The following is a 24,669-nucleotide window of genomic DNA, read 5'->3' as shown; positions in this document are numbered from 1 at the left end:
CCATGAAGTTTTCAGTATTTACCGCATCAACCCCCGAGTGGACCCCCGAGGAGGCCGTCCAGCAGCTTGCCGGACAGGGCTGGGACGGCGTCGAATGGCGCATCACGGACCAGGGCGACGCCCCCGAGCCCGGCTTCTGGGCCGGGAACAAAGCAACCGTGCCGCTGGCCGGAATGGAAAACCACCTGGACCGGATCGCCGCCATTACCAGCGACGCCGGCCTGGAGTTCTCCGGCATCGGTGGGTACGCGCGGTGCGACAACCATGACGATGTGGACCGCATGCTCGCCGCCACCGCCAAGCTAGGAGCCGGCCAGGTGCGGGTGACCACGCCGCCGCTCGGAACCGCAGCCTGGGGCAACGAACCGGCCAGCGGCACCCCGTACCCGGAACTCTTCGCCGCTGCCCGCCGCGATTTCGAATGGATCGCCGAGCGGGCGGCGCACCACGGAGTGAAGGCCCTCGTGGAGCTGCACCACCGCACCATCACCGCGTCGGCATCATCGGCGCTGCGGCTCCTGGACGGCCTGGACCCCCGGCACGTCGGCGTCATCCACGACCTGGGCAACCTGCTGATCGAAGGGCAGGAGGACTACCTGCCCGCCTTCGAGCTCCTCGGCGACTACCTGGCGCACGTGCACGTGAAGAACGCGGTGTGGGTGGACAGCGGCGAGACCGACGAGTCAGGGGCAGCCATTTTCAAGAACGAGTGGGCGCCCCTGCGCGCGGGCCAGGGCAGCGTCCTGCAGTACTTCAAGGCGCTCGCCGCCTTCGGATACGACGGCTGGGTGACCGTGGAGGACTTTTCCACTGAGCTCCCGCTGGCCGAACGGACCGTCGGGAACCTCGAATACCTCCGCGCCACGGCCGCCTTGGCTGGCCTCAGTGTCGCAGCCGGGAGGCGTTGAGCCATGGCGCAGACCATAGCGGACCACCCGGACCGGCTCCTGCCCGCCGATCCCGCGGTCCGGGACATTGCCCGCTCGCTCTTCTCCCGGGTGGAAGGGCTCCCCATCATCTCCCCGCACGGGCACGTCGACGCCGCGGTCATCGAACAGAACACGCCGTTCCCTGACCCGGCCGCGCTCCTGGTCACTCCGGACCATTACGTCACCCGCCTGATCCACGCCGGCGGGGTGACCATGGACCAGCTGGGCCTGGGCAACCAGCCCGCAGAGTCGCGGCAGGTCTGGCGGCACTTCTGTGAAGCATGGCCGACTTTCGAGGGAACCGCCTCCGGGTATTGGATCCGGCAGGAGTTCGCCCATGTCTTCGGCCTGGCCGAGGAACCGTCCGGCCAGAACGCCGACCAGCTCTATGATGCCCTGCAGGCCAAACTGTCCGAGCCCGGTTTCCGGCCACGGGAACTGTTCAAGGAATTCAACATCGAGGTGCTCGCCACCACGGATGACCCGCTGGATTCGCTGGACAGCCACGCTGCGCTGCACGCGGACCCCGCGTTCGCCGGCCGGGTGCTGCCCACCTTCCGGCCGGACCAGTACTTGAACATGGCACATCCGTCCTGGCAGGAGAACGTGGAACGCCTCCTCGGCTCTGCGGGGGAGGGTGCCACCGGCTACGCCGGGTACATCAAGGCACTTGAGTCGCGGCGCCGGCACTTCGTGGAGCGCGGCGCCGTCTCCGCCGACCACGGCGTGTTCACGCCTGCCACCCTGAAACTGGACGACGGCGAGGCGGAGCGGCTTTTTGAGCGTGGCAGGACGGGTCAGGCGAGCGCCCGGGACAGGGACGCCTTCGAAGCCCACATGCTGTACCAGATGGCCAGGATGTCGGTGGAGGACGGGCTGGTCATGACCATCCACCCGGGCTCCTTCCGGAACCACCACGCACCCACGTTCGAGGCCTTTGGCGCCGATACCGGGCACGACATCCCGGTGGCGGTGAACTACACCGAAGCCATCCGGCCGCTGCTGCAGGACTTTGGCACGGCAAAGGACTTCCACCTGGTCCTGTTCACCCTGGATGAGACCGTCTTCTCCCGCGAACTGGCGCCGCTGGCCGGGTTCTACCCGTCGGTCTACCTCGGTGCGCCCTGGTGGTTCCTGGACGCCCCGGACGCCATGCTGCGCTTCCGGTCCGCGGTGACGGAGACCGCGGGTTTCTCGCGGTCCTCCGGGTTCATCGATGACACCCGCGCCTTCTGCTCCATTCCGGCCCGCCACGACACGGCCCGGCGGATCGAGGCGTCCTTCCTGGCCCGCCTCGTGGCCGAACACCGGGTCACCGAGGAACGGGCACACGAACTTATCGTGGACATCGTGGACGGGTCGCCACGGAGGGTGTTCAAGCTGTGAACGCCGCGCTGCCTGCACTCAACCGCAGCCTGAAGCCGCTGCCCAAGCCTCCGGTGCGCATCGTGCACCTTGGGCTGGGGGCGTTCCACCGCTCCCACCAGGCCTGGTATACCCAGCACGCCCCGGACGCGGCGGAGTGGGGGATCGCGGCGTTCACGGGCCGCCGGCCCGACGCCGCGGCAGCGCTGTCCCGCCAGGACTGCCTCTACACGCTGGTGGAGCGGTCGGCCCGCGGGGACAGCTTCGAAGTCATCGGCAGCATTGTGGAAGCGGTGGATGGCGCCAACACCGCACGGCTCTGCGAGCTTGTCGCGGCGAAGGAGACAGCGGTGGTCACGCTGACCATCACCGAGGCAGCCTACGGGCTGGCCGCGGATGGAACGTTCGACGCCGGCGCCCCAGGCACGGCGGATGACCTCCGGGCGCTGTCGGCAGCAGCGTCCGGGGAGGCCGGAGTGCCCGGCACTCCGCTGGGCCGCCTGGTGTTGGCCCTTGCCAGGCGCCGGGACAGCGGCGCGGGACCCATCGCCGTCGTCAGCTGCGACAACTTGTCCGCAAACGGTGAAGTTGCCCGCCGGGCCGTCCTGGGACTGGCCTCCGGATGGGGTTCCGGGCTGGCCGGATGGATCGAGGCGAACGTCAGCTTTGTCAGCACGTCCGTGGACAGGATTACGCCGCGGACCACCGAGGCGGACATCGCAGAGGTGGAAGAGCAATGCGGTTACAGCGACAATTCGCCGGTGGTGGCTGAACCTTTCCGGAACTGGGTGCTCAGCGGGGACTTCCCGGCCGGGCGTCCCCGCTGGGAGGAGGCCGGCGCCGTCGTGGTCGGTGACATCGAGCCCTATGAGAACCGGAAGCTGTGGCTCCTCAACGGCTCGCATTCCATCCTTGCCTACGCCGGACAGCTCCGCGGGCATGCCACCGTGGCGGACGCCCTGGCAGACCCCCTCTGCCGGAAAGCGGTGGAGGACTTCTGGGACGAGGCAGCCCGCCACCTGCAGGGGGAAGGGCTGGACATTCCGACGTACCGCCGGGCCCTGCTGGACCGCTTCGGAAACGCGCGTATCGCCCACCGGCTCGCACAGATCGCGGCCGATGCCACCACCAAGCTGCGCATGCGCGCGGTACCCGTGATGGCGGCGGAACGGGCCGACGGCCGCAGTGGCGCAGGCAGCGCTTTGATGCTTGCCGCCTGGATTGACTACGTCACCGCGGGAAACGACTTCCAGGACCCGCTCGCCGCCGACATCCAGGCTGCCGTGGCACTTGACGGAACCAATCGGGTACAGGGTTTGCTTCGCCTCGTCAGCGCTGCCCTCGCAGAGGACCCTGACGTTGTCGACCTTGTTTCCCGGCTGCTCGGATCCTTCGCAGCGGCCCCGGCCGCCACCCCCGCACGTACCTGAATCCCGCTTTTACTTCCGGAAGGAACAGTTAGTCCCATGAAAATCATTGCCGCCGATGTCTTCGTTACCAGCCCCACCCGAAATTTCGTGACCCTCCGGATCACCACGGACGACGGCGTGACGGGTATCGGCGACGCCACCCTGAACGGCCGCGAGCTCGCCGTCGCCGCCTATCTCAAGGAGCACGTCGCGCAGCTGCTGATCGGGAAGGACCCGCACCGGATCGAGGACACCTGGCAGTTCCTGTACCGGAGCGCGTACTGGCGCCGTGGCCCGGTCACCATGGCGGCCATCGCCGCCGTGGACATGGCGCTGTGGGACATCAAGGGCAAGGTTGCCGGGCTTCCCGTGTACCAGCTGCTGGGCGGAGCGTCCCGGAACGGACTGCGCGCCTACGGCCACGCGTCCGGCTCGGACATCGAGTCGCTGTTCGATTCCGTGCGGGAGCACTTGGAGCTCGGCTACAAGTCCATCCGGATCCAGACCGCCATCCCGGGGATCAAAGCCGTCTACGGCGTGGCTGCCCAGGCACAGGCATCGGGGGAGCGGTATGACTACGAGCCCGCCGGCCGGGGAGCGTTCCCGCAGGAAGAGGACTGGGACACCCGCGCCTACCTACGGCACCTGCCCACGGTCTTTGAGGCTGTCCGGAACGAGTTCGGCCCCGAGATCCCGCTGCTGCATGACGGGCACCACCGGATGACGCCCATCCAGGCCGCGAAACTGGGCAAGGCCCTGGAGCCGTATGACCTGTTCTGGCTGGAGGACTGCACTCCGGCGGAGAACCAGGAGGGCCTGCGCCTGGTCCGCCAGCACACCACCACACCGCTGGCGATCGGTGAAATCTTCAACACCGTGTTCGACTTCCAGACGCTGATCAAGGAACAGCTGATCGACTATGTCCGGGCAGCGTCCACGCACTTCGGCGGGATTTCGCCGCTGAAGAAGGTCATGGACTTCGCGGCGCAGTACCAGATCAAGTCCGGTTTCCACGGCCCCACGGATATTTCGCCCGTGGGCTTCGCCGCGCAGCTGCATGTGGGCCTTGCCATCCACAACTACGGCATCCAGGAGTACATGCAGCACTCGGACAAGACCAACGAGGTCTTCGAACAGTCCATGACGTTCACCGACGGCTACCTGCACCCCGGCGACAAGCCCGGCATCGGCGTCGAATTCAACGAGCGAGCAGCCGCCGCCTACCCCTACCAGCAGGCCTACCTGCCCTACAACCGCCTGGTCGACGGCACGGTGCATGACTGGTGAGGCTGGCCACGACTGGTAAGGAAAGCACCCGATGAGCAAGATCCGAATCGTCGTGATGGGCGTCTCCGGCTGCGGCAAGACCACCATCGGCGATCTCGTGGCCCGCGAACTGGGCGTCCCGTTCCTGGACGGCGATTCCTTGCACCCGGTGGAAAACGTCGCCAAGATGGCTGCCGGCACGCCCTTGACGGATGAGGACCGCTGGCCCTGGCTGGCCACCGTGGGCAGCAGGCTTGCCGGCGCGGCCGACGGCGGCCTGGTCCTGGCCTGCTCGGCGCTGCGCCGCACGTACCGCGACGCCATCCGTGCCCAGGCGCCGGACACGGTCTTCCTGCACCTGAACGGCAGCAAGGAAGTCCTGAAGGCGCGGACGGAAGGCCGCAGCGGCCACTTCATGCCGCCCGCGCTGCTGGATTCCCAGCTCGCCACCCTTGAGCCGCTCCAGGACGACGAGGCCGGCGTGGTGGTGGACATTGCCGTGCCCGTCGCCGACGTCGTGGGCCAGGCACTCAAGGGGATCGCCGGCGTCGTACCCCCCGAGCGGACGGCCGGGGGCACCCCGCCGCGGCAGTTCGACGTCGACCTTGCGGCCGCGCCGTTCAACCTCGACGCCGGGGCCATCGCCTGGGTGGAGGGCACCCTTGCGGGGATGACGCTCGAGGAAAAGATCGGGCAACTGTTCATCAACCACAACAACGACTACTCGCCCGGCTACCTCGACGGCGTGCTGGACAACTATCACGTGGGCGGCATGCGCTACCGGCCCGGACCGTCAGCCGCCGTGCAGGAACACATCCGCTACGCCCAGTCCAGGTCCAGGATTCCGCTGCTGGTTGCGTCCAACCCGGAAATGGGCGGTGCAGGCAGCTGCGACGACGGCACGTTCGTCTCCACGCACCTGCAGGCCGGTTCCCACCCGGACAAGGACATTGCCCGGCAAATGGGGCAGGTGGCCGGGGTGGAGACCGCGGCCCTGGGCTGCAACTGGGCCTTCGCGCCGATCGTGGACATCCACTACAACTGGCGGAACACCGTGATCTCCACCCGCTCGTTCGGCAACACCCCGGAGATCGTGGTGGAACGGGCCAAGGAGTACTTCGACGGCATCAGCGAATCACCGACGGCTTGCGCCATGAAGCATTTCCCGGGGGACGGCATCGATGAGCGGGACCAGCATGTGGTCACCTCCTACAACACCCTTGGGTACGAGGAATGGAACCGTACCTACGGGCACGTGTACCGGGAGATGATTGCCCACGGGGTCCAGTCGATCATGGTGGGCCACATTGGAGCGCCGGAAGTTTCGCGGCATTTCCGGCCCGGCCTGGCCGACGCAGAGATCCTGCCGGCCACGTTGTCCCCGGAGCTCCTGCAGGACCTGCTGCGCGGGGAGCTCGGCTTCAACGGGCTGGTCCTCACCGATGCCTCGCAGATGGTGGGCCTCACGCAAGCGAAGAAGCGCAAGGACCTGGTGCCTGCCACGATCGCCGCCGGCTGCGACATGTTCCTCTTCTTCCGGAACCCGGCCGAGGACTTCCAGTACATGCTGGATGGGTACAAGTCCGGGATCATCACCGAGCAGCGGCTGCACGACGCGCTGCGGCGGATCCTCGGCCTGAAGGCATCGCTGGGGCTGCACCTGAAGGCTGCAGGTCAACTGGTGCCGCCTGCCGAGGCGCTTGCCGTCATTGGATCGGCTGCGCACCGTTCGGTGGCGGCGGAGATCGCCGACAAGACCGTGACCCTGGTCAAGGACACCGCGGGGAACCTGCCCATCACACCCGAAACCCATCCGCGGATCCGCCTCTACGGCATCTCCGGCGGTGCCGACTTCACGCGGGCTGATCCGCTGGCCTACCTGGATGTGGTGAAGGAGGAACTCGAGGCTGCCGGCTTCCAGGTGTCCTTGTACCGGACGGCTGAACAGCGCGAGGCGGCCGGGGAGGCCGGGGTCAACTTCATGTCCGTCATCTCCGAGGAGGCCACGGGGGACTATGCGGAGAAGTACGACGCCGCCTTCGTGTTCGCCAACGTGAAGGGTTTCGCGCAGGAGGCCGCCATCCGGATCAAGTGGTCCTCGCCCATGGCGGCGGAAATCCCCTGGTACGTCACCGAGGTGCCCACCGTGTTCGTGTCCCTGAACCAGCCGAACCACCTCATCGACGTGCCCATGGTCAAGACGGCAATCCACGCGCACGCCGGGACCCGGGAGGCCATCCGGGCCACTGTGGAGAAGATCCAAGGCAAGTCCGGCTTCCAGGGCACCTTCAACGAGAACGTTTTCTGCGGGTCCTTCGACACGCGGCTGTAGGGGCTTTGGACTCTGGGGGCCTCGGGGTGTCGGTTTGTAGCCTCGAGGCATCCCTGGAACCAGGAGGAGGAGTGCCATGGGTGGCACAGCGGCGGGTCCCGGTGTCCGTTCCGGTCCACAATCCGGGCCTGGCCCCCGGCGGCTCCGGCTTCGCGGTTTCCTTGCCGCCGCCGTCGCAGCCGGTCTGTCCACGCATGGCCTCTTGCCGCGGGTGCTGCGGACATGGGGTGCCACCGGGCCCGAAAAGACTGCGCCGCTTCCGGGCGACGAACTGATTCCCGACGCCGACGACGTCTGGACCATGGCGGTTACCGTCGCCGCACGCCCCGGCCAGGTCTGGCCATGGCTCGTGCAAATGGGAGTAGACCGGGCCGGCCTGTATTCCTACACGGCGGTGGAGAACGGCTTGCTCCGCCTGGGGGTCACCAACGCGGACCGCATCCATCCCGAGTGGCAGGACCTGAAGGTGGGAGACATCATCGCTTTCACACCTGGTGGCTACCCTGGCGGTAGGCGGGGGCCGCGCGTCGTGGACCTGGCGCAGGACCGCCACCTCGTCCTGGATTCCAGCCCGGGAGCCCCGCCCGGAACAGTGACCGGTACGTGGCAGTTCGTGCTGCACGACGCCGGCCCTTCCGGTACCAGGCTCCTGCTCAGGACGCGGTACGGCGCGGGCCGGCCTGCCGGGCTGCGCGTGATGGACTTCCTGCTCCGGCCCGGCTATCTCGTGATGGACCGGGCAATGCTGCTGGGCATCAAAAAGCGCGCCGAAGGGGGAGCCAACGGGCCGCCGTCGTCCGCCCCACACTGAAGGGAACGGCCCGAATGTTGGCCTCTGCGCTACTTCGCGGCCCTGCTGCCCTGGCCCGACAACCAATCTAGGGCTTCGCCCTCGTTCGTGAAGTACGCGGTGGGAGTCAGCGACCGTTGGGAAAACGCCGCCACGACCTTGCCCATGGGTCCGTCGCCAATGAGGGCCACCGCCGAGAATCCCCGGTAAGCATTCATGCCCGCCCTGGCCTCGGGCGTCAACCCTGCCACTCCGTTCAGGTCAACCAGGAGTGGCAGCACCCACCCGTCGCTGAAGCCTTCCAGGGTCCGCGCCGCCCGAACGGCGATCTCGTACGTTATGTGGACGTCCGGGGCCCAACGCAGCCGCAGAACCCCGCGCTCGCAGGACGCCGCGAAAAACTCGTTCATCCGTGCCCCGCTCCGCTCTTAGGCCTGTTTTCCAGGCGCAGATGCCTGATTGAAACCCTATTCTGCATGAATGTTGCACAACGCACATCTCCTGGCGGTTCGCTTCAGTCGCGGGACGCGTACCGGCCGTTGGGAGGGGGCCACAGGGACCTTTGGCGCAACGATGAAGGCGCGCCGGTTCACCCTCGCCCCCACCTAGACTGGGCTGGACAATCAAACCGAAGGAGAGCCCGTGCGTTCCCTTGTCATGCGCCAGATCGCCGGACCGCTGACCGTCCAGGACGTAGACCAGCCTGAGGCCCCGGTAGGAGGCGTGGTGATCTCCGTCATCGCCACGGGCTTGTGCCGCAGCGACTGGCACGCGTGGGCCGGACACGATGACATCGCCCTGCCGCACGTTCCCGGGCACGAGTTCGCCGGCGTCGTTGTTGAGGTTGGTCCCGGAGTAACCGGCTGGGCGGTGGGTGACCGGGTGACGGCGCCCTTCGTGGAGGGTTGCGGGACCTGCGAGTGGTGCCTGGGCGGCAATGCACAGGTATGCCCGGACCAGCAGCAGCCGGGCTTCACGCATTGGGGGTCGTTCGCTGAGCGCGTGGTGATCCATGCGGCGGACACCAATCTCGTGGCGATCCCCGAGGGGGTCAGCTTTGAAGCGGCGGCCAGCCTGGGCTGTCGTTTTGCCACCGCCTACCGGGCCCTGACAAGCCGGGCACGCCTGGCCGCCGGTGAATGGGTCACCATTGTTGGCGTGGGCGGTGTTGGCCTCAGCGCCGTCATGATCGCCAAGGCACTGGGCGGCAACGTCATTGCCGTGGACCGGAACGCGGCCGCCCTTGATGTGGCGGCTTCCCTCGGGGCCGATCACGTAGTGGTCGCCGATGGTTCTGATATTCCGTCGAAGGTACAGGCCCTGACGGGAGGAAGCCATGTCTCCATCGACGCCGTCGGCAGCGAGCAGACCTGCGCCGACGCGATCCTGAGCCTCCGGCGACGTGGCCGGCACGTCCAGATCGGGCTACTGCCGCCGGTTGAGGGCCACCCGCGCGTTCAGATGGCCCGGGTTATTGCGTGGGAATTGGACGTTTTCGGAAGCCACGGGATGGCCGCGGCGGATTACCCTGGAATGCTCGCCCTGATCGAATCCGGCGCACTCCAGCCGCAGAAGCTTATTGAACGCGTCATCGGGTTGGAAGAGGCCGCAGAGATGCTGCCCCGGCTGGACAGCGCAAACGTCGCGGGCATGACCATGATCGATCCGAGCCGCTGACGCTTTTTCGGGGTGCGGAGCTTCAGCTGCCGGTACGGGTGAGTCGTTCCCGCCGGAGGATTTGAACCCCCTCGCGGCCGGGGCAAGCGAAAGGCCCGGGTTCCATTTTTTCCAGGGAACCCGGGCCTTTTTACGTGGCGGTGACGGTGGGATTTGAACCCTTTAGTGCGCCTTTGCTCGTAAGGAGAGTCTCTAGATTTCGGGGATTTTCATCATTCCACGTAACGCCAAATCAGGGTCGTTGTGGGCAGAGTGTGGGCAAAGTGTGGGCGATTGACCGTGGGCTTAGCGTAGTGGCGGAATAGGGTCTGTGTACCTCTGCTCCACTAGCCCGTTCCTGACGTTGTAAGCGTGTGCCCGACGCCTGGCCATTTGAGTGCCGACATGGGTTGGGCGGGCCTGTTTGGTTGGAGGCGGAGTCTCCGCGTTGAGCTTCTGAATCGCGAGCAGGTTCTCCCGAGAAAACCTGAGTTGGGAACCAAATCGGATGCACGGCCAGCCTTGACGCTTCTTCATCCGAAATGCCGTGCTGCGACTGATCTGAAAGTGATCAGCTACCTCGTCAATCGTCATGAGACGCTCTACTGGTTCATCAGGCCTGTCTGTCATGGCCTAGACATTAATCCGTGCTGCCATGCCCGCAAGGCAACCACGCCGCCAGCATGTACTCGTAGTCCGGTTCCATGTCCTCGAACGGGGAACGCAGCACGGCAGCCTGTCGCTCCTTCTCCCGCTCCTCAACCTTTATGCGTGCCATCATCGCCGCGAACCCTTCCTCGTCAAACTTCACCATGACTGCGACACTAGGACTCACCCCCGACATCAGGAGCAAGGAGCCGAGCAGCGCCCTAGGATGTCCAAGTGAAGATTTTCATAAGCTGGTCGGGGACTCCGAGCCATGAAATGGCGCTACTACTTCGTGAATGGCTAGTAAGGGTACTCCAGTACTCGGAGCCATTCGTGTCGTCCAAGGACATCAGTAAGGGCGCACAGTGGCTCGTTACGATCAGCGAGCAGCTCACTGATACAACAGAAGGCATTGTCTGCGTCACGCCATCAAACGTCGAAGCTCCTTGGTTGAACTACGAGGCCGGGGCACTTGCAAAAACAACAGGGCAAACAGCAGTTCGAACGGTTCTGCTCGGCCTCGGCCCGGGCGATCTTCCTGCCGGAGCTCCTTTATCAAATTTCCAGCACACTGACGGGCTGGACCCCGAAGAGATGTGGAGTCTCGTCGAATCCATCCATTTACGGAGTGAAGCCGCGGGAGCAAGCCTGGAGAGGATCCGCTGGGCATTCGATCAGGCGTGGCCCGAGTTAAAAGCAAGCTTGGAAACGATTGAATTGCACCCCGAAGATAATAAGCCCGATAGGAGCCCTGATGAGCAATCACTCATAAAAGACGTGCTCCAGGAGGTAAAGAGCATCTCAATGGCAGTTGCGGCATTAGGCCAAGCCCAACAGCCTCCGCGGAAGGTCGTCATAGACTCGGCAGAACAGTCGTCCAGAGTCGTGCCCGCGAACGACCGAAAGACGGTTTCACGAGTTACCGTCGGCACTAGGCTGCATCATCAAAGCTTTGGCGAGGGAATCGTTCTGCTCGTTGAAGGGGCAGGTGACAAGAAGATCGCTCACACTCAATTCGACAACGGCGAAAAGAAGAGACTGCTTTTGCGCTACGCCCCAGTCGCAGTACTGGACTGAGATGGATTGGCCAACCATCTGACGGTGGTAAGGATAAGAGATCCGCACGAACACCGGGGCCAACATCACAGGACGGAGGGCCTAGCTTTCTAATGTGACATCCGGTAAAGAAAAGAGGACGTTCGCAGTTGCGAGCGCCCTCTTTCTCCAAACCATTTGCTCTTACTAGGAAACTTCGGCCTCTTCATCCGCCCATAACTCGTCAGGCACGGCAGGCAAAAATGTAGGGCGGAGGCCGAGCCTGGAAGTCATGTCAGAAATGAGTTGACGATGATATGGATAGGAGACACGCATGGCCGCGATCCGAAGTTCATCGTCGAGCTCTGCAACCTGTTCATCTTCTGAAATCGCAAAGTTGATCTTGTAGGTGCATTTTAAGGTCACCGCAGAGTCGCCGTCCGAGTCAAGAAGCTCAACCACAGTTTTAGTGAGTCGAAGCAGCGGAAACTCGTCAGCCGTGGCGCCCGAGAATTGAAAACGTACTCTCTTAGTTTTCGGAATCTCAAAGTCAGATGTTTCGACAGACATGTCGTCCAGAAGCACGCTTGTAACGCGATACTTCAAGTCATCCGGGTCGATCACCCTAGCTGGTTCTTGGTTCTCCAACGCGGGCCTCCTTACGGTCACTCCAAGAGAGACTTCTTACTGGTGCGTCCCAGTCAATCTCTTCCCAGTCAATTTCGAGCTTGTCAGGAGCGGGACGACGCGTCGTGGGATGGAGGCTCTGCACGTCGTAAAACGCTCCGAAGTCTTCTTCGGGAACAATGAAATCAAGGGTGCGAGAGTCAACGCCGGAAGAGCCGCCCCGAGTGACTATGACCGTATCGGTGCGCATCTTCTTTTCGCGTTTGGGGTGCTTTCGCACTCGTCGTTCAGGTAGGGGCGGGACGCTAGGGTCGGCAGGAACAGCCCTTAGCTCGATCTTGTAGCCGAGTCCTCGCATAACCTTTGCAAATGTTGAAATCTGTATATTTCCGTTCCCGCTGAATATCTGCGAGACTCGGCTTTCTCCAACACCCAGTCGATCTGCCAACCCTTTTTGGCTCATGCCGGTTGTCTCCAAACCCTGGTGCAATAGGGCACGGACCTTCATAGCGAGCCTCGCCGCAGCCATGCCCTGCTGCCCAGCAGGTGATGATTCCCGCTCTTGAACGAGGGTCCTGCTACTGGTTCGACTTGTCATGTTGCAGATCCTCCTGCCGTACTTGTCTAGTAAATTTCACGTCTGACTCATTCGCCTGTTTTGACGCCTTACCCCAACAGCTCGCTAGACGTATATTCGCGTCAAAAACGGGAAGCTCGTCCCAGTCCGGGTTTTTCGTAAGGCTATATCGCGTGGTCTTGGCCTCATAACCACCCTTGCCATCTGTGTCGTAGAAAGCCGCCCGGAGCCAACTGGCTCGGAACTCCCAGACTCCATAGGAAAGCTGGTTGATGTCCGGCAAAGCCGGAGGCACGCCGTACTCCGCAAACTCTTCGCAAATCACTAGGATCTCATCGACAAGATCAATCTGGTCCAGGTCAGGCAGCTTCGGCGAATTATCGTTTTCAAAACGGCCCTCCTCTAGAAGCTCTAGAGCGGTCGCGGATGGAGAGGTGACCCCGTCCGAACGAACAGCGCACTGGATGAGGTGGGACTCACCCTCGGCTACTGTCCTCCGTTCTACTTTACACAATTGTAAACCCCCCGCGCGAGAAACCTATAGTTTCACCATTATGGAGTACGTCATTGCTGGAAAGCTCCAGGCTGGGAGCTGAAAATTCGCACAGCGAGGAGGCCCCTCTAGATCGGAGGTGCACTTACCGGGCGCCAAGCCTCAAGGTCTTCTCTGCGGAACATCTCCGGGGAACTGGCCTTCCAATAGCTGCTGCCGGAGCCGCGCCATATCCCCAGCTCCTTCAGCTTGAGGCGGTTAACCCGCCCCCACTGGTCGAGAAAGCCTTCCCGCGTGGCCCAAGCGTCAATGCACCACTGACGCAGACCAGGAGGATGCAAAAAGAACTGGGACGGTGGCTGCCCCAGCCCCTCCCGCTCACACCATTTCTCCACCTTCACCCTCGTATCCCAGAAACCGCCCGACTTCGCATACTCGAGCAGCACCTTTGGAATCTCACCGGAAGCCGTCTTACCGGCACTCCGTGCAAGCCTTCTACTGCTCATGACGGACCACCCAGCCAAGCGCAAGCATCCCAGCCGGGGTAAGCCCAAGCTGCCCGCCTAAGTGCCGCATTTCCTGCGCCTGCCAAGCACTAGCCGTACCCTCATAAACGGCCCTCGCATGGCACACATACGCCGCTACAGCCGGCACAAACGAGTCGTCATACTCATTCGCCTGCGGGCTTTTCCAGATATTTCGCCACAATTTCTTATCTTCTGGCGACCAATTCCCAGACTTTGGAAGCGAAGGAACAGGTAAATCACACCCCTCCGCGGGCAGCTCGATAAGCCCAGAACGCGCACCAGGGCTGCGATGCCGCGAGTTCGGCTTACTAGGGTTTGCTTTAGGTCCAGGCAACGCCGAACCTCCTTCCAGTTGGGTCTATCTGCTTAAGAAACATTCCAGCGCCCTCACCGGCGGTGGTTTGGGTGTGTGGGCCGCGGTGGGGATGGGTGGGAGGGGTCAGGGTCTTCCATTGGTGGCTCTGTTGCATCGTTGGTGTTCTGCGCCTCGGTATTGGGTTCGGTCGTGGTCGTCGTGTCCGAGGTCGAACGGTTCGTCTGGTCTGATGAGTTCGCGGCAGCGCCAGCAGATGAGTGTGCCGGCTTGGTGTTCTGGGATGAAGGCTTTGCGGAGTGATCGGTGTGCGTGGCCGTAGCCTCGTTGTTCTCTTGTGCCTCGTGCTTTGTCGGCTTCACTCGCGTGGGTTGGGCAGAGTGAGGCTGTGGTGATGTTGGGGCACCCGGCGCGGGCACATATCTTCTTTGCTCTGGGCATGTCTCATTCCTATTTGTCAAGCAGTCGCCTTGTTAGGGGCGCGCCCAATTAGTTCTAATAGAAGTTTTTTATTGGCAGATATAAATGATTGGGCCTCTAACATATGTGCCTGTTTACACCAAGATTTGCGGAACTTACCGTTGAATGCATGAATACACTTATTACTTACCGTGGTGGTCAGAAGCACGGACAGAAGGCTCGTGTCGATTTGGGTGCCCTTCCGGAGCGTGGTGAAGGTGGCGAGTACCGCCATCTCTTTTCATTCGGGTTCGGCGCTGGCGACCCTGATGGTCCGTATCCCGACAACGCGAGGCCCTCACTGACCTGGGTCGCTGACTCCTAGCGTTTCTTGATGGCGGGTTAGGGTTATGCGGTGAGTGATGATGTGACGCCGAAGCGCCCGAGGTTCTTGACGACTGAGCAGGTTGCGGATGAGTTGGCTGTTGGTCTGCCGACTGTTCGTCAGTTGTTGAAGACTGGTGAGTTGCGTGGGTTGCAGATTGGTAGTCGTGGTGTGTGGCGCATTGCTGTGACGGATGTTGAGGACTACATCGAGCAGGCGTATCGGGTTACTGCTGAGCGGATAGCAGCCGGCGAAGTGGGTGACGACGAACCGGCCCCCTAGTTCTGGCAGTATGAATCACATGGACAATTCGAAAGAACGTGAAGCGGAACGGCTCAAGAATAAGGAAGTGCTGCGAGACTTTGATTCTGAAGCGCCCCAACGCGCTGATGGATCAATCCGAGGTGAGGAACTGGCGGACAAGCTGGCTGCTAAGAACGCGTCGACATCCCGTCTTGCCGAGATGGCAAGGGAAGATGCCGCAAATAACAGGAAGCCTAAGGATGTCCACACGGAATTGCTGATCTCGCAGGACGGCGAGCTTAACTTCTAGCAGGGTAGGTTCATTACGTGACTATTCATCTTGGCAATCGTCTTTTCCGGGACGTTCAGCGTGCGCCCATTGAATTCCATTATCGTGGGCGTGACTTAAAGCTTGCCCCTTATGGTCCGGACCACGTCCAGATCTTGGAAAACGATGTTCCGTTGGCTTTCCTGACTAGATATTCCGATTCTGAGTCAGGAATACTGCGGCTCGGTAGTCCTAAGAACATCTTGGCCCCGTTGTTCCGGACGCTGGATGAGGCACTGGAGTCACTGCGGCTTGACTAGCCAACGCGTAGTGCCCGTAGCCGTGGTTCTGTAGCTACGGGCACAACTATGCGCCCTGCAAACCGCTAACAAGCAGGGTGCCCTTACGTCACCTAACCGTGTCCTATTGGCCGTCAGATCCAGCCCACTAGAAGGTCACGGCATTTACCGCCGGGGCGATGGCCTTAGCTCCAGTCCCTGACGGGTGTGTTCCATCCACTGTGTATACCCCGATGGCGAGCCGTGAACCCGCTACGGTCGTGCCTGGTGCGCGATCCATGACGGCGGTCATCGCATTCGTTACTCCGGTAATGACGGCGGAGTAGGGTGCCCCTGCTGCGCCGGCACCTGCCATGAGGACTGTCCGCCCGATGTCGGCTGACGTGAATGCTGCTGTGGCTGATGTGATGCTGAGATTCCCGGACGTTCCGGTGCCATCCGTGACGAACCTGTTTGCTGGCTTCCAGAGCCCGGCGTTACGGGACGTCTCGGCCAGGTCGGCAGCCTCGATGTACCCTACCAATGGCGCCGGTGTGGTTCGTATCCAGTCATTGAGTTGGGTGCGGACTGACTCTTCCCCGTAGGTGCCCTGACCTCCCGTGGTGCTCCACAAATCGGTTGAGGTTGTTTTGGGAGTCAATGTTGTTTGCCGGACCTTCATTCCGCGCCGGGCTAGGAGGTTCCAGATGGTTGTAAGGTCTGCCTGGATTTGTGCCAGGGTCCGGCCTGCTGAAACGTCGTTGATGCCGTATTCCACGATGGCGTCGGTGCAGCCGCTCAGGTGGGCGATGCGCCTGTAGTGGCCGTTGAGTGCCGTGAACAGGGCCGCCTGGTCGGAGGGGACGCCGATGTTGATCCACCCGTACTTGGCGGCGAGGCCTCGTACGATATAACCGCCCGCGGGGAGGCCGGTGTCGCTGTAGCCGGTGAAGGCTGATGCCCTGCCGCCGTCGCCGTAGTCGTTAGATCCCACGCCGATGCTGTCTCCTACGATGGCTACCGTGGCCCGGTCCCGTGCGGTAGGGGTGCCGAGGATGGCCCGTACTGTGAATACGTACGCGGCCGACTGTCCGACTGCAGCCGAGCCGGGCGCGGTCAGGTCAGTTGTGACCGTCCATCCGCCGGAGCCGGAGTTGCCGTAGCAGGCGTAGTTAGCCTGCGGCGCCGCTGCGGATGTGCTGTAGGTGCGGACGTAGAACTTTGTACCTTCGGCAATCTCGATCCCTAGGGGGTCTGAGATGAGCTTGCCACCAGGGTCAACGGTGCCGGTTTGGAGCCCGCCGAACGTGACGCGGTAAATGACGCCGTTGACTTCAACGGAGGCTTTGATGGTGACCGGGTTGGCGCCGTCCGTTTCGATGAATGAACCGTTGATGTAGCTGTTGCCGTAGACGAGTCGAAGGTCACAGCAGTCTACCGTGGCGACGTGCGGCGTGCGTGCCGTCCCTGTGGCGCCTGCGGCTGCGGTGACCGTGCCTGCTGCCCAACAGTTGGATGCCACAAGCGGGGCCGGCTGTGTGCGGTCGATGCGTTGGAGCGGGCTGTTTAGGGCTTTGGTAGTAGCGGCTTTCGCCATGCCGAGGGTAACAACGTCCATAAGTGTTTCTCCTGGTTTTGGGTATGAAAAAACCCGCCATGAGCGGGCTCTAATGTGTTGACTTGCACGTGCCGAGGAATCGAGCTTTGTGCCTTATTCTGTCTTCGGTCTTTATTTTCGAATTTGGGGGAACCATGCAGTTCAAACCTTCTGCCGGCATCTTTGTGGCCGGCCTGCTGATGTCGATCATTGGCCCGGTCGTCGGGTTCATCGGCATAGGCATAGCCAACTCCGCCAGCCGCTCTTACTTTTACGACAGCGGCTCGGCAGCAGGGGGTGGTTTCGTCGCGTTCCTTGGGTTTGCCCTGGCCTTGGTCGGGATCCTCTTGGTTTACGTAGGCGCCACTCGTGCACTGCGGATCATTGACGCTTTGCCGCATGTCCTTCACTTCCAGGGCCAGGGGCAGGCATCACCTGTACCTGCCCCTCAGCCTCCCGTGCAGCAACCGCAGCAGGGCTACGCGCAGCAGCCACAGCAGCAGCCTCAACCGCCGGCCTACAACCCGCCGCAAACCCCTCAGCACCTCGTATACAACGAGCAGCGCAACGACCAGCAGCCGCCGATTTAGCGCGAGGCCAATCCGTCGGACACTAAGGATAGGTTGACCAGATGAGCAATTGGGTGTGTAAAAAATGCGGCAATACAGCAGTGCTGGGAGTTGCCATGCGCCATGAAAGTACGCCCGCGCCGGTTGCGATCTTCGAGCCAGTGCCCGAGAGTTGCAGCAACTCGCAGTGCCTCTACTCGGACCCATGGGAGGTGTCGGTGGGAGCCTTCGAGCTCGCCGAGGATTAGGCGTCTGAGGCTGCTACTTGTTCGATGACCGTGTCTGAGGCGTAGGAGCTGATTTCGTCGGGTTTGGGTACGTCGAAGGTCGCTGATTCGGTGATCTGCGCCTGCAACGCGGCAGGGCTTGCCGGGTCAGGATCCTGGAGGCCCCACAGTTCTTCGAGCTGCGCACCCTTGTACGGGTTCGCTTCGATGTAGGCGTTGGCGACGTTCACCCAGCCGGCCTCCAAGGCCCGATTGAGCAGAGCCTTCGTCAGGCTGGTGTCACCCGACAGTTCCGCCCGCTTCAACAGGGTCAGCGCCCGGTCCTCAGCGTTGACGGGGATGCTGTCTGCCCGGTCCTGAGCATCCCTGTACGAGATGGCATCCTGCGCCGACGTGAAGCCTTCCTGCCCGAACAGGCTCTTAGTCAGTTCGTTCCGGCGGGCTGCCTTCGCGGTCTTCTCGGCCGCATATAGTTCCTGGACCTGCCGCTTCGTTTGCAGGTACTCACGGGCGATAGCCGCCTGCTTCGCTTCCGAGGTTAGGCGCTTGTCGTTCCGGATAGCTTCGGTACGGGTGCGGAGGGCGGCGCGGGCTTCTGAAGCTGACTGGCCCGCCACGGTTTCGGGGCCTCTGAACAGTGTTGCCATGATGGTTTCTCCTACGCCGCTTTCGCGGCCTTAAAGTGTTCGATGTCTTCTGGGGTGATGCGCCACCGGCCGTGAAGGTTGGTGGCGTGTAAGCGTTTCTGGGTGATGGCGAGGCGCACGGCGCGGTCTGTGATTCCGAGGGCTGTGGCTGCCTCTTGCGTCCCCATCCACTTTGATTGTGCGGGTTCTTCGGGTGCCGGCGCTTGGTCGCTTCCGGTGTCGGTAGTACGCCAGTAAAGAGCCGCGCGGTGCATGGCCTGCAAGACGTTATCTACTTCCGGGTCGTTTCCGCGGGCACGTACCCGCAGATCATTTAGGCCCGCGTACCGTTCCAACCAGGTCGCCACACGGGCAGGAACGATGACAATCGGGGCGGTCACGCCATGGATGTACGACTCAGGTGGGCGACGAACACTAGCCACTCAGCGGCCCCCCTTCCTGTTCTTCAACTGCGTCCACTATCTCGTTGGAAATGCGTATGGCGTGCTCGGGTGTCAGCAGTCCAAGTAAGGCGCGGTCTCGGAATATGGCAATAGCGTGTTCCCGCCCGTAGGGGCCATCCATGAACGCTGCACGGACGTATGTCCTAGCAGCACCCGCCGTGTTGTCCTCGTATCGTTCGGGACGGCCTACGAACGGCGTGTGGTTGGTGAAAGCCAGTCGCTTCATACGTTGGCTTCGAGTTGGCGGAGGAATAGGCGCAGGCAGTGGTGGGGTCGTGAGTGGAACATGATTAGGGTTGTCCTTTTGATGCATTGAGGTCTATTTCCAAGGTCAGGTAGGGGTCTCCGTCGTCGTTCAGTCCGCCCCTGTCCGGGTTGGCGACGGCTCCCAAGGATTTGAAGACGCTGATAGCTGCGGGGCGGGCTTCTAGGGGCTGGACTATGAGGCCGGGTGTAGTTGCCGGTCTGCCGTAGTGAAGCTACGACAGTGGCGACGAGGAACTTTCCAATGCCGCGGCCTTGCCAGCGTGGATTTTCCGTACCAAAAAGCTTGCATTTCGCCGGGTTCGACGCCCGGGGTTACATGGTTCTTTTCGGCTGAGATTCCAATTGCACCTGTGACCTTGCCGGCGACTTCTGCCACTAGTAGGACGTTGTGCTGGGCGAGGATGGCGACGTTCTGGGGCGTGATGAGGAGGGCTTTGTGAAGTGGTGGGTAGTGGGCGAAGGATGATTCGCCGTAGATCCGTGGCAGTTCTTCGAAGTCGTCATGTTTGGCGATGCGCACCTTGATAGGCACCTCGCCGGCTGTGGTGTTGACGAACATTGCTGTCTGTCCTCAGTTGAAGGAATTGGTGAGTGGAAGGACGTACATCTTTGCTTTGCTGCTTGTCTCTCCCGGTATGGCGCCGAGCTTTTCGTACATGCCCTGGGCTGCTGTCATGTTGTGCAGGCTTGCACCGACGAGCGCCCTTACGCCTTGGTTGCGGCACGATGCGGCTACCGTTTTGAGCATTGCCTTCCCGATGCCTCGCCCCTGGTATTCCGGGCTTACGGCCAACCGTGAGACTTCCATCTGGTCACGGCCTGCCATGCGTCCGTAGTAGCTTCCTGGGCCTGCGGCGGTGAGCGTGGCTACTACCTTCCCCGCTTCCTCCACGACGATCACTAGGGCCTCCTGGGCACGTTCTCTGACCGTGGCAGGGCTTTCGCTGATGATCGCTCCAGCGGGTCCGTAAGCGGCGTTTAGAAGCTGCGCCACAGCCGGGTAATCGGCCTCGGTTGCAGGCCTGATGGCGAGGTCATGCGTGGTCATTCGGTGACTGCTTTCAGGAGTGCTTGAACAGTGTTCTGCGGGAAGACGACCTGTGTGAGTCCGCCGCTGGTCATGACTTCCACTTCGGGCACCTCCGACGCCTTCGCGATGAAAGCCTGTTCGGCGTCGTTTTCGTTGCGTAGCCGGATGAACGCGGCCTGCAGGCGTAGGGATGTCTCGTAGTTCATGGTGTTGCGGTCGTGCCCGTTGATGATGCTGCCGTAGGACTCCGGGGCTATCGCCGTGATGGTTTCGTGCATGTTGATGCAAGAGTCCGTGGTCCGGATCCCTGCGCCTGCCATCGCCGTAAGCAGTGGGTGCAGTTCGGCGTCCACGTCCACCGTGAGGTTTTCAGCAGTGACCAGCGTCAGCGCGGGGTGTACTTCCGTATGACGCTTGCAGACTTCGCAGTCGCACTCACGGGCTTCCGGGAGTACCGCCTGGATGCTGCGTAGAAGCTTGTCGGCTTCAGACTCGGACATCTGCCACTTGACCGAACCGGTGTCGATGACATCGTGCGGGTCAAGGATGTCGTCTTTGTTGATGTGTTCAGAGAACCGGAGTTCAGGGCCTACCTCACCGCGTCTGCGGGCTGAGTAGACCATGATGGCTTTCTTGGACATCCCCAAGGGGCGGGCTTCCTTGTACGCGCTGTAGCTTGGTGCTGCGTCCGCTTCGTCCAGTTCGCGTTCGACCATTGCGACCATGCCGGCGCATTCGATCCGGGAACCTACTTCTGCTGGTTTGTGGTAGCCGGCTTCCTTGACTGTTTCGTCAAAGGGGTGCAGGTCCGCGTCCCACATGTGGCAGCCGAACATGCCGCCGTCCTGGGACACGCCGCGCCAGAGTTTGGCGAACTCGCCGTCTGTGTACTGGATCCCTAAAGGATGTTCGCGGTTGCGGTTCTCCTTGCGGAATGGGCATTCTTTGCAGTTGCTGAGCTTCGCCGGCTCCATTGGCCGTTCGGTGCCGTGAGTGGTGTTGCAGGAGTCGTTCACTGTGCGGGGTCCTCTACCTTGACGGGTACTTTGGCGGCGGCTTCGGCTATGCGCTTCCATCTAGCGGCGTTCTCTGCCTGGTGCATTGCCCTTTCACGCCACAGGGCGCATTGCGCCTCCCAGGACCAGTCGAGCGTGCGGGCATCGGTATAGGGGTCATACGCCATGTCAGTTGCCTCTTTCTCGGTCTACTTTTCGGGCGACTTTGTTTCCCACGGGATCCCTGTGGAGTCCGCGGGTGGTGTCTTTTTCGGGGATGTTCTTGGTTGCCTGTAGCTGGTGGTGCAGCCGGCTGGATAGCTCTTTGTAGTAGCGGAGCTGGTTGGTCAAATACTCGATGCGGTCGGCGTCAGTCATGCCGCCTCCCAAGCCGTCGGTTCGGCGGTTCCGTCAGTCCCGTCGGTTCCAGCGGTGGGTGTCAGATTCATCCGACGGAAGGGAACATCAAACTGGCTCCGGAAGTAGCCGCGCTTCGAATCACCTTGTCGTGTGGAGTGGATCTTGAAGGCCTGAACGAGCATCCTGCCGAAACGCTGAACTGTCAGAACTTTCCCGTAACTACTCATCGGACCCCACATGTGCGGATTATGTTCGACAAGTTCTTCGACAAGTACGGTGCTCGCGATAAACACCCTGTCGGCCGGCCATACCTTGGCAATGTCTTGAAGAAGGATCACTGCCGGTGGCAGATTCGTCATTCCGTCTTCTCGGTCCATCTCTACCTCGGCTATGTCCCGGATTATGAGCTTGTCAGCGATAGCTTCCCATTCTGGTGAAGCTGCCGCGGCAACCCGCTTGAGTGGGTTCCAGCGTTCCTTGATCCGCCCGATGCAGCCTGGTGGGAGCTCGGGGCGGATCGCCTTGACGAAGTCCCGTACGCTGTCGGCGGCGGCGCTGATTCGCTCTGCCAAGGCTTGGGCGCTTTCCTCAATTTCTTCCCAGTCCGAAGTTTCGACCGCTCCGTGCAGGTCGGGCATCAGGAGCACCCGGATGCATCGTGATTTGGTGTCGTCTGGGAGGGCTGGCGCGTTCCCTGCCATCGCAACGGGGCTAAATGTGGACATCTCAGCCACTTGCCAGTCGCCACCCTTGCCGGGTATCAGGACGGGCCTTGTTGCTCCCCGCTTGTAACCAGAGTTCAGGACAGCGATTAGTTCTCCTACGCCTTCCTTTTTCGGATCGAGTGAACGATCAACCTCGTCTATCAGGATTGTGCGCAGTCCGTTGTTTAGCATCCGGGTAAGGAGTGCCGGTGAAGACAAGGATGCTGCCTGAATTGGGTTGAGGCAGTAGCGGGACAGGTGTTCTAGTACGGTCGTTTTGCCCGATCCAGGCATGGTGGAGTCGAGCTGCAAGCGGGGCGTTGAGTAGGTTTCGAATGCTAGGTGGGTGTGGAAGGTCCATAGCGTCAGCAGGTCGAGATCGAGGTCATCGATGACGCAGATGTAGCGCCCAAATTGTGCTCGGAGGTCGCGCAGTACTTCCGCTACCGATTCGGGTGAGGGGGTATCCGACGGAACCGACGGAACCGCCTGAACCGACGAACCGACGGGCTCTAGGATCCCGGGTGATGGACTGTCAGCGGATTTTGATAGAGCTTCAAATAGGGTCACGCCTCGGCTCCTTCTGGGCTTAGAACAGCGATCCACGCATTTATTACGGAAGGATCCGAAGCTTCGACCTGAACAATGAGGTCAGGCCTGCACCAAGATGCCCGCTCGCTGGTCGGCTTGTAGTTGTGGACGATGAGCCGGACATTCGTCCCGGGCGGGACCTGCGGAAGGACGTGGAGCATTTGCCGTTCCAGCTCGAAGCAGTCGTAACCCCAGGAATTGGAACTGTTCTTTGCGGTGTAGTCGGCGAGGTCGATGCGGAACACGGGGTTCGTGAGCATGGTGATTTTCCTCAAAGGTTGTGATGGGTTTCTGTTCGGCGGCGCCGGCCCGGGCCGCTCAACTCCGGGCCGGCAGGTTGTTAGCTCTGCACTTCGAACAGTTCGTGATCTGCCTTGTAACTCAGGCGGAACAACTCGGTCCATGAAGAACTAGGCATTACACGTTTGGGGTTGTCGCTCTTGAGCCAGGCCGTATGTGCGGCATCGGCAAGAACCTTCGGTCGCAGCCTTGAGGCGCGGGCCAAATCAAGGACTGTATTGGCGTACTGGTCGATCGTGACGTGTGCTCGGAACTGTTCGAGTTCGGCCGCCGTGACAATTGCCGTTCCGCGGGTTAAAGTTGAAGTAGACATAACGTAAACGAGACCTATCTGGTTGGTTGGTTTTGTTTCGAGGGCCAGGTTCTGCAAGTGCAAATTGCAGGATTTGGCCCTTTTTTGTTGATTCTTACTGTTGGACCGTGCGCAGGTTTCCAGTCACGCGGCGCCCGTTTGCTGCCGCGTTTGATCCTGTAGCCAAGATTCGACATCGCTCGCCCGGTACCGAACGGCCCTGCCGACTTTTACAAACTTCGGCCCAAGTCCCAGATAGCGCCAGTTCGCAAGTGCTGCTGAGCTTTTGCCCAAGCGCTTTCCTAGTTCGCCAGGATCCATAAGTTCGGACGTCACTCGGATTCTCCTTTCGAGTAATGGGAGATCATCTTGATCTCTCATTACTCACGTTACGTCACGAACGATGAAAGTGCAATACGTACTTCCAGAGATCATTTTGATATGCGACACTTGAGTGCATGAGCGACAAGAAGAACCCCTTGGGTCCCACTGGCGAGATAGTTCGCAAAAATGTCATCCGCCTGCGGGGAGGCATGCAGTACAAGGAACTAGCCGAACGTCTCGTACAGATCGGCAGGCCCATCCCCGCCCTCGGGTTGCGCCGTATTGAGGCAGGGGAGAGGCGTGTTGACGCTGACGACCTGGTCGCCTTGGCGGTGGCATTCGGAGTCTCACCGCTGTCCCTCCTACTGCCGGCGGACGGCGCCTACGAACTGGCGTCACCCATGACTGGCGTTCCGGACAGAGAAGTGGCTCACAACACTCAATGGCTTTGGGGGCTCGGAAGGGAACCGCTGAACATCCCCGGATTCGGCAACACCAGCTATGCGCGCCGAGAGATCCGTGAATTCCAGGTTCGGTCGTTGCCCGATGTGGAACCGAGGTCCACGAGGGTTGCCGAGTGGGGCGCTGACACTGAGGAAGAAGCTGGCAAGTCGTCCAGAGCCTTGGCCCGACTTATGAAGACCCAAGGTATGGACTGGTCGCGAGAAGACATGTCGGATGCTGACTGGGCAGCGCTCCGCGCTGAAACAGAAAAAGACTGGGCGAAATCCGAATCGAGCGATCAGGACGTTTCGGTATCAAAGGACAAAGAGGTGGGGTAGT

Annotated in this window: 28 protein-coding genes; 12 read left to right on the top strand and 16 right to left on the bottom strand. The window is 61.7% G+C overall.

Annotation, left to right across the window (positions count from 1 at the left end):
- The first annotated feature begins 2 nt into the window (after nt 1–2).
- From C563_RS0112700 to C563_RS21210, 6 genes are all read left to right on the top strand, one after another.
- Nucleotides 3–908 (top strand): sugar phosphate isomerase/epimerase family protein, encoded by a 906-nt coding sequence (locus C563_RS0112700; RefSeq protein WP_018762440.1) that lies wholly within the window; start codon nt 3–5, stop codon nt 906–908.
- 3 nt (nt 909–911) lie between these two features.
- Nucleotides 912–2,315, top strand: a complete 1,404-nt coding sequence (gene uxaC, locus C563_RS0112695) for a glucuronate isomerase (RefSeq protein ID WP_018762439.1) — start codon at nt 912–914, stop codon at nt 2,313–2,315.
- Complete coding sequence (locus C563_RS0112690) at nt 2,312–3,724, top strand: mannitol dehydrogenase family protein (RefSeq protein ID WP_018762438.1); 1,413 nt, start codon at nt 2,312–2,314, stop codon at nt 3,722–3,724. Before uxaC ends, C563_RS0112690 begins: the two co-directional genes overlap by 4 nt.
- Before the next feature lie 36 nt (nt 3,725–3,760).
- The gene (manD, locus tag C563_RS0112685) at nt 3,761–4,990 is read left to right on the top strand and encodes a D-mannonate dehydratase ManD (RefSeq protein ID WP_018762437.1); all 1,230 of its coding nucleotides are present in this window, start codon (nt 3,761–3,763) and stop codon (nt 4,988–4,990) included.
- 31 nt (nt 4,991–5,021) lie between these two features.
- Complete coding sequence (locus tag C563_RS0112680) at nt 5,022–7,301, top strand: gluconokinase, GntK/IdnK-type (protein ID WP_018762436.1); 2,280 nt, start codon at nt 5,022–5,024, stop codon at nt 7,299–7,301.
- A gap of 76 nt (nt 7,302–7,377) precedes the next feature.
- Nucleotides 7,378–8,112, top strand: coding sequence for a hypothetical protein (locus C563_RS21210; RefSeq protein WP_018762435.1), 735 nt, complete (start codon nt 7,378–7,380; stop codon nt 8,110–8,112).
- A 29-nt stretch (nt 8,113–8,141) separates the two neighbouring features.
- Here the strand turns inward: C563_RS21210 and C563_RS0112670 are convergent, their stop codons facing one another.
- The gene (locus C563_RS0112670; protein WP_018762434.1) at nt 8,142–8,501 is read right to left on the bottom strand and encodes a DUF7793 family protein; all 360 of its coding nucleotides are present in this window, start codon (nt 8,499–8,501) and stop codon (nt 8,142–8,144) included.
- Between the two features lie 232 nt (nt 8,502–8,733).
- Between C563_RS0112670 and C563_RS0112665 the strand changes: the two genes are divergently transcribed.
- The gene (locus C563_RS0112665; RefSeq protein WP_018762433.1) at nt 8,734–9,768 is read left to right on the top strand and encodes a zinc-binding dehydrogenase; all 1,035 of its coding nucleotides are present in this window, start codon (nt 8,734–8,736) and stop codon (nt 9,766–9,768) included.
- A 619-nt stretch (nt 9,769–10,387) separates the two neighbouring features.
- Here the strand turns inward: C563_RS0112665 and C563_RS0112660 are convergent.
- Nucleotides 10,388–10,561 (bottom strand): hypothetical protein, encoded by a 174-nt coding sequence (locus C563_RS0112660; protein ID WP_155845163.1) that lies wholly within the window; start codon nt 10,559–10,561, stop codon nt 10,388–10,390.
- Nucleotides 10,562–10,629: 68 nt separating this feature from the next.
- On the opposite strand from C563_RS0112660, the gene C563_RS22185 reads away from it, so the two are divergent.
- Nucleotides 10,630–11,472, top strand: a complete 843-nt coding sequence (locus tag C563_RS22185; RefSeq protein ID WP_081624158.1) for a TIR domain-containing protein — start codon at nt 10,630–10,632, stop codon at nt 11,470–11,472.
- Between the two features lie 165 nt (nt 11,473–11,637).
- Here the strand turns inward: C563_RS22185 and C563_RS0112650 are convergent, their stop codons facing one another.
- The 3 genes from C563_RS0112650 to C563_RS23010 all read right to left on the bottom strand — a co-directional run bounded on the left by C563_RS0112650 (nt 11,638) and on the right by C563_RS23010 (nt 13,988).
- On the bottom strand, nt 11,638–12,078 hold the full coding sequence (locus C563_RS0112650) for a hypothetical protein (protein WP_018762430.1): 441 nt from the start codon (nt 12,076–12,078) through the stop codon (nt 11,638–11,640).
- Nucleotides 12,056–12,520 carry a helix-turn-helix domain-containing protein gene (locus tag C563_RS23015; RefSeq protein WP_196803340.1) on the bottom strand — a complete coding sequence of 155 codons (465 nt, stop codon included), beginning with the start codon at nt 12,518–12,520 and terminating at the stop codon, nt 12,056–12,058. The genes C563_RS0112650 and C563_RS23015 overlap by 23 nt, the downstream gene beginning before the upstream one ends.
- Nucleotides 12,521–13,622: 1,102 nt before the next feature.
- Nucleotides 13,623–13,988, bottom strand: a complete 366-nt coding sequence (locus tag C563_RS23010; protein ID WP_442852940.1) for a phage terminase small subunit — start codon at nt 13,986–13,988, stop codon at nt 13,623–13,625.
- Nucleotides 13,989–14,781: 793 nt separating this feature from the next.
- On the opposite strand from C563_RS23010, the gene C563_RS0112620 reads away from it, so the two are divergent.
- The gene (locus C563_RS0112620) at nt 14,782–15,033 is read left to right on the top strand and encodes a helix-turn-helix domain-containing protein (protein WP_231369886.1); all 252 of its coding nucleotides are present in this window, start codon (nt 14,782–14,784) and stop codon (nt 15,031–15,033) included.
- Between the two features lie 19 nt (nt 15,034–15,052).
- Nucleotides 15,053–15,304, top strand: a complete 252-nt coding sequence (locus C563_RS0112615; protein WP_018762425.1) for a hypothetical protein — start codon at nt 15,053–15,055, stop codon at nt 15,302–15,304.
- 405 nt (nt 15,305–15,709) lie between these two features.
- Here C563_RS0112615 and C563_RS0112610 read toward each other — a convergent pair whose 3' ends face one another.
- Entirely contained in the window at nt 15,710–17,158 is a 1,449-nt protein-coding gene (locus C563_RS0112610; protein ID WP_018762424.1) for an SGNH/GDSL hydrolase family protein, read from the bottom strand.
- 86 nt (nt 17,159–17,244) lie between these two features.
- Here C563_RS0112610 and C563_RS0112605 point away from each other — a divergent pair, with 86 nt between their 5' ends.
- The gene (locus C563_RS0112605; RefSeq protein WP_018762423.1) at nt 17,245–17,727 is read left to right on the top strand and encodes a hypothetical protein; all 483 of its coding nucleotides are present in this window, start codon (nt 17,245–17,247) and stop codon (nt 17,725–17,727) included.
- Nucleotides 17,728–17,950: 223 nt separating this feature from the next.
- Here C563_RS0112605 and C563_RS0112600 read toward each other — a convergent pair whose 3' ends face one another.
- From C563_RS0112600 to C563_RS22955, 10 genes are all read right to left on the bottom strand, one after another.
- Nucleotides 17,951–18,580, bottom strand: coding sequence for a hypothetical protein (locus C563_RS0112600; RefSeq protein ID WP_018762422.1), 630 nt, complete (start codon nt 18,578–18,580; stop codon nt 17,951–17,953).
- An 11-nt stretch (nt 18,581–18,591) separates the two neighbouring features.
- Nucleotides 18,592–18,960 (bottom strand): helix-turn-helix domain-containing protein, encoded by a 369-nt coding sequence (locus C563_RS0112595; protein ID WP_155845161.1) that lies wholly within the window; start codon nt 18,958–18,960, stop codon nt 18,592–18,594.
- A gap of 502 nt (nt 18,961–19,462) precedes the next feature.
- Nucleotides 19,463–19,849, bottom strand: a complete 387-nt coding sequence (locus C563_RS0112590) for a hypothetical protein (protein ID WP_018762420.1) — start codon at nt 19,847–19,849, stop codon at nt 19,463–19,465.
- A 12-nt stretch (nt 19,850–19,861) separates the two neighbouring features.
- Nucleotides 19,862–20,338: a GNAT family N-acetyltransferase gene (locus C563_RS21200; protein ID WP_043424116.1), complete on the bottom strand. Its 477-nt coding sequence runs from the start codon at nt 20,336–20,338 to the stop codon at nt 19,862–19,864.
- Nucleotides 20,335–21,336 (bottom strand): hypothetical protein, encoded by a 1,002-nt coding sequence (locus C563_RS0112580; protein ID WP_018762418.1) that lies wholly within the window; start codon nt 21,334–21,336, stop codon nt 20,335–20,337. Before C563_RS0112580 ends, C563_RS21200 begins: the two co-directional genes overlap by 4 nt.
- Nucleotides 21,337–21,504: 168 nt before the next feature.
- Nucleotides 21,505–21,693 (bottom strand): hypothetical protein, encoded by a 189-nt coding sequence (locus tag C563_RS0112570; RefSeq protein ID WP_018762416.1) that lies wholly within the window; start codon nt 21,691–21,693, stop codon nt 21,505–21,507.
- Nucleotides 21,690–22,949 carry a DUF3631 domain-containing protein gene (locus C563_RS0112565; protein ID WP_018762415.1) on the bottom strand — a complete coding sequence of 420 codons (1,260 nt, stop codon included), beginning with the start codon at nt 22,947–22,949 and terminating at the stop codon, nt 21,690–21,692. Before C563_RS0112565 ends, C563_RS0112570 begins: the two co-directional genes overlap by 4 nt.
- Nucleotides 22,946–23,230, bottom strand: coding sequence for a hypothetical protein (locus C563_RS0112560; protein WP_018762414.1), 285 nt, complete (start codon nt 23,228–23,230; stop codon nt 22,946–22,948). Before C563_RS0112560 ends, C563_RS0112565 begins: the two co-directional genes overlap by 4 nt.
- Nucleotides 23,231–23,310: 80 nt before the next feature.
- Nucleotides 23,311–23,640, bottom strand: a complete 330-nt coding sequence (locus tag C563_RS22430) for a hypothetical protein (protein ID WP_155845160.1) — start codon at nt 23,638–23,640, stop codon at nt 23,311–23,313.
- 66 nt (nt 23,641–23,706) lie between these two features.
- On the bottom strand, nt 23,707–23,883 hold the full coding sequence (locus C563_RS22955) for a helix-turn-helix transcriptional regulator (protein WP_331271251.1): 177 nt from the start codon (nt 23,881–23,883) through the stop codon (nt 23,707–23,709).
- A gap of 137 nt (nt 23,884–24,020) precedes the next feature.
- On the opposite strand from C563_RS22955, the gene C563_RS21905 reads away from it, so the two are divergent.
- Entirely contained in the window at nt 24,021–24,668 is a 648-nt protein-coding gene (locus tag C563_RS21905) for a helix-turn-helix domain-containing protein (RefSeq protein ID WP_018762412.1), read from the top strand.
- Nucleotide 24,669 lies beyond the last annotated feature (1 nt).

It is taken from the genome of Arthrobacter sp. 135MFCol5.1 (assembly GCF_000374865.1).
GTDB lineage: Bacteria > Actinomycetota > Actinomycetes > Actinomycetales > Micrococcaceae > Arthrobacter.
Note: the sequence above shows the minus strand (reverse complement) of the source record. Positions and strands in the feature narration are given on the sequence as shown.

What these genes read in the sequence shown, in the direction of transcription:
- C563_RS0112700 (WP_018762440.1), top strand. Translation starts at nt 3, where the DNA reads ATGAAGTTTTCAGTATTTACCGCATCAACCCCCGAGTGGACCCCCGAG.
- uxaC (WP_018762439.1), top strand. Translation starts at nt 912, where the DNA reads ATGGCGCAGACCATAGCGGACCACCCGGACCGGCTCCTGCCCGCCGAT.
- manD (WP_018762437.1), top strand. Translation starts at nt 3,761, where the DNA reads ATGAAAATCATTGCCGCCGATGTCTTCGTTACCAGCCCCACCCGAAAT.
- C563_RS0112680 (WP_018762436.1), top strand. Translation starts at nt 5,022, where the DNA reads ATGAGCAAGATCCGAATCGTCGTGATGGGCGTCTCCGGCTGCGGCAAG.
- C563_RS21210 (WP_018762435.1), top strand. Translation starts at nt 7,378, where the DNA reads ATGGGTGGCACAGCGGCGGGTCCCGGTGTCCGTTCCGGTCCACAATCC.
- C563_RS0112670 (WP_018762434.1), bottom strand. Translation starts at nt 8,501, where the DNA reads ATGAACGAGTTTTTCGCGGCGTCCTGCGAGCGCGGGGTTCTGCGGCTG.
- C563_RS0112660 (WP_155845163.1), bottom strand. Translation starts at nt 10,561, where the DNA reads ATGGTGAAGTTTGACGAGGAAGGGTTCGCGGCGATGATGGCACGCATA.
- C563_RS23015 (WP_196803340.1), bottom strand. Translation starts at nt 12,520, where the DNA reads ATGAGCCAAAAAGGGTTGGCAGATCGACTGGGTGTTGGAGAAAGCCGA.
- C563_RS0112615 (WP_018762425.1), top strand. Translation starts at nt 15,053, where the DNA reads ATGGACAATTCGAAAGAACGTGAAGCGGAACGGCTCAAGAATAAGGAA.
- C563_RS0112610 (WP_018762424.1), bottom strand. Translation starts at nt 17,158, where the DNA reads ATGGACGTTGTTACCCTCGGCATGGCGAAAGCCGCTACTACCAAAGCC.
- C563_RS0112600 (WP_018762422.1), bottom strand. Translation starts at nt 18,580, where the DNA reads ATGGCAACACTGTTCAGAGGCCCCGAAACCGTGGCGGGCCAGTCAGCT.
- C563_RS0112590 (WP_018762420.1), bottom strand. Translation starts at nt 19,849, where the DNA reads ATGTTCGTCAACACCACAGCCGGCGAGGTGCCTATCAAGGTGCGCATC.
- C563_RS21200 (WP_043424116.1), bottom strand. Translation starts at nt 20,338, where the DNA reads ATGACCACGCATGACCTCGCCATCAGGCCTGCAACCGAGGCCGATTAC.
- C563_RS0112570 (WP_018762416.1), bottom strand. Translation starts at nt 21,693, where the DNA reads ATGACTGACGCCGACCGCATCGAGTATTTGACCAACCAGCTCCGCTAC.
- C563_RS0112560 (WP_018762414.1), bottom strand. Translation starts at nt 23,230, where the DNA reads ATGCTCACGAACCCCGTGTTCCGCATCGACCTCGCCGACTACACCGCA.
- C563_RS22955 (WP_331271251.1), bottom strand. Translation starts at nt 23,883, where the DNA reads ATGGATCCTGGCGAACTAGGAAAGCGCTTGGGCAAAAGCTCAGCAGCA.
- C563_RS21905 (WP_018762412.1), top strand. Translation starts at nt 24,021, where the DNA reads ATGAGCGACAAGAAGAACCCCTTGGGTCCCACTGGCGAGATAGTTCGC.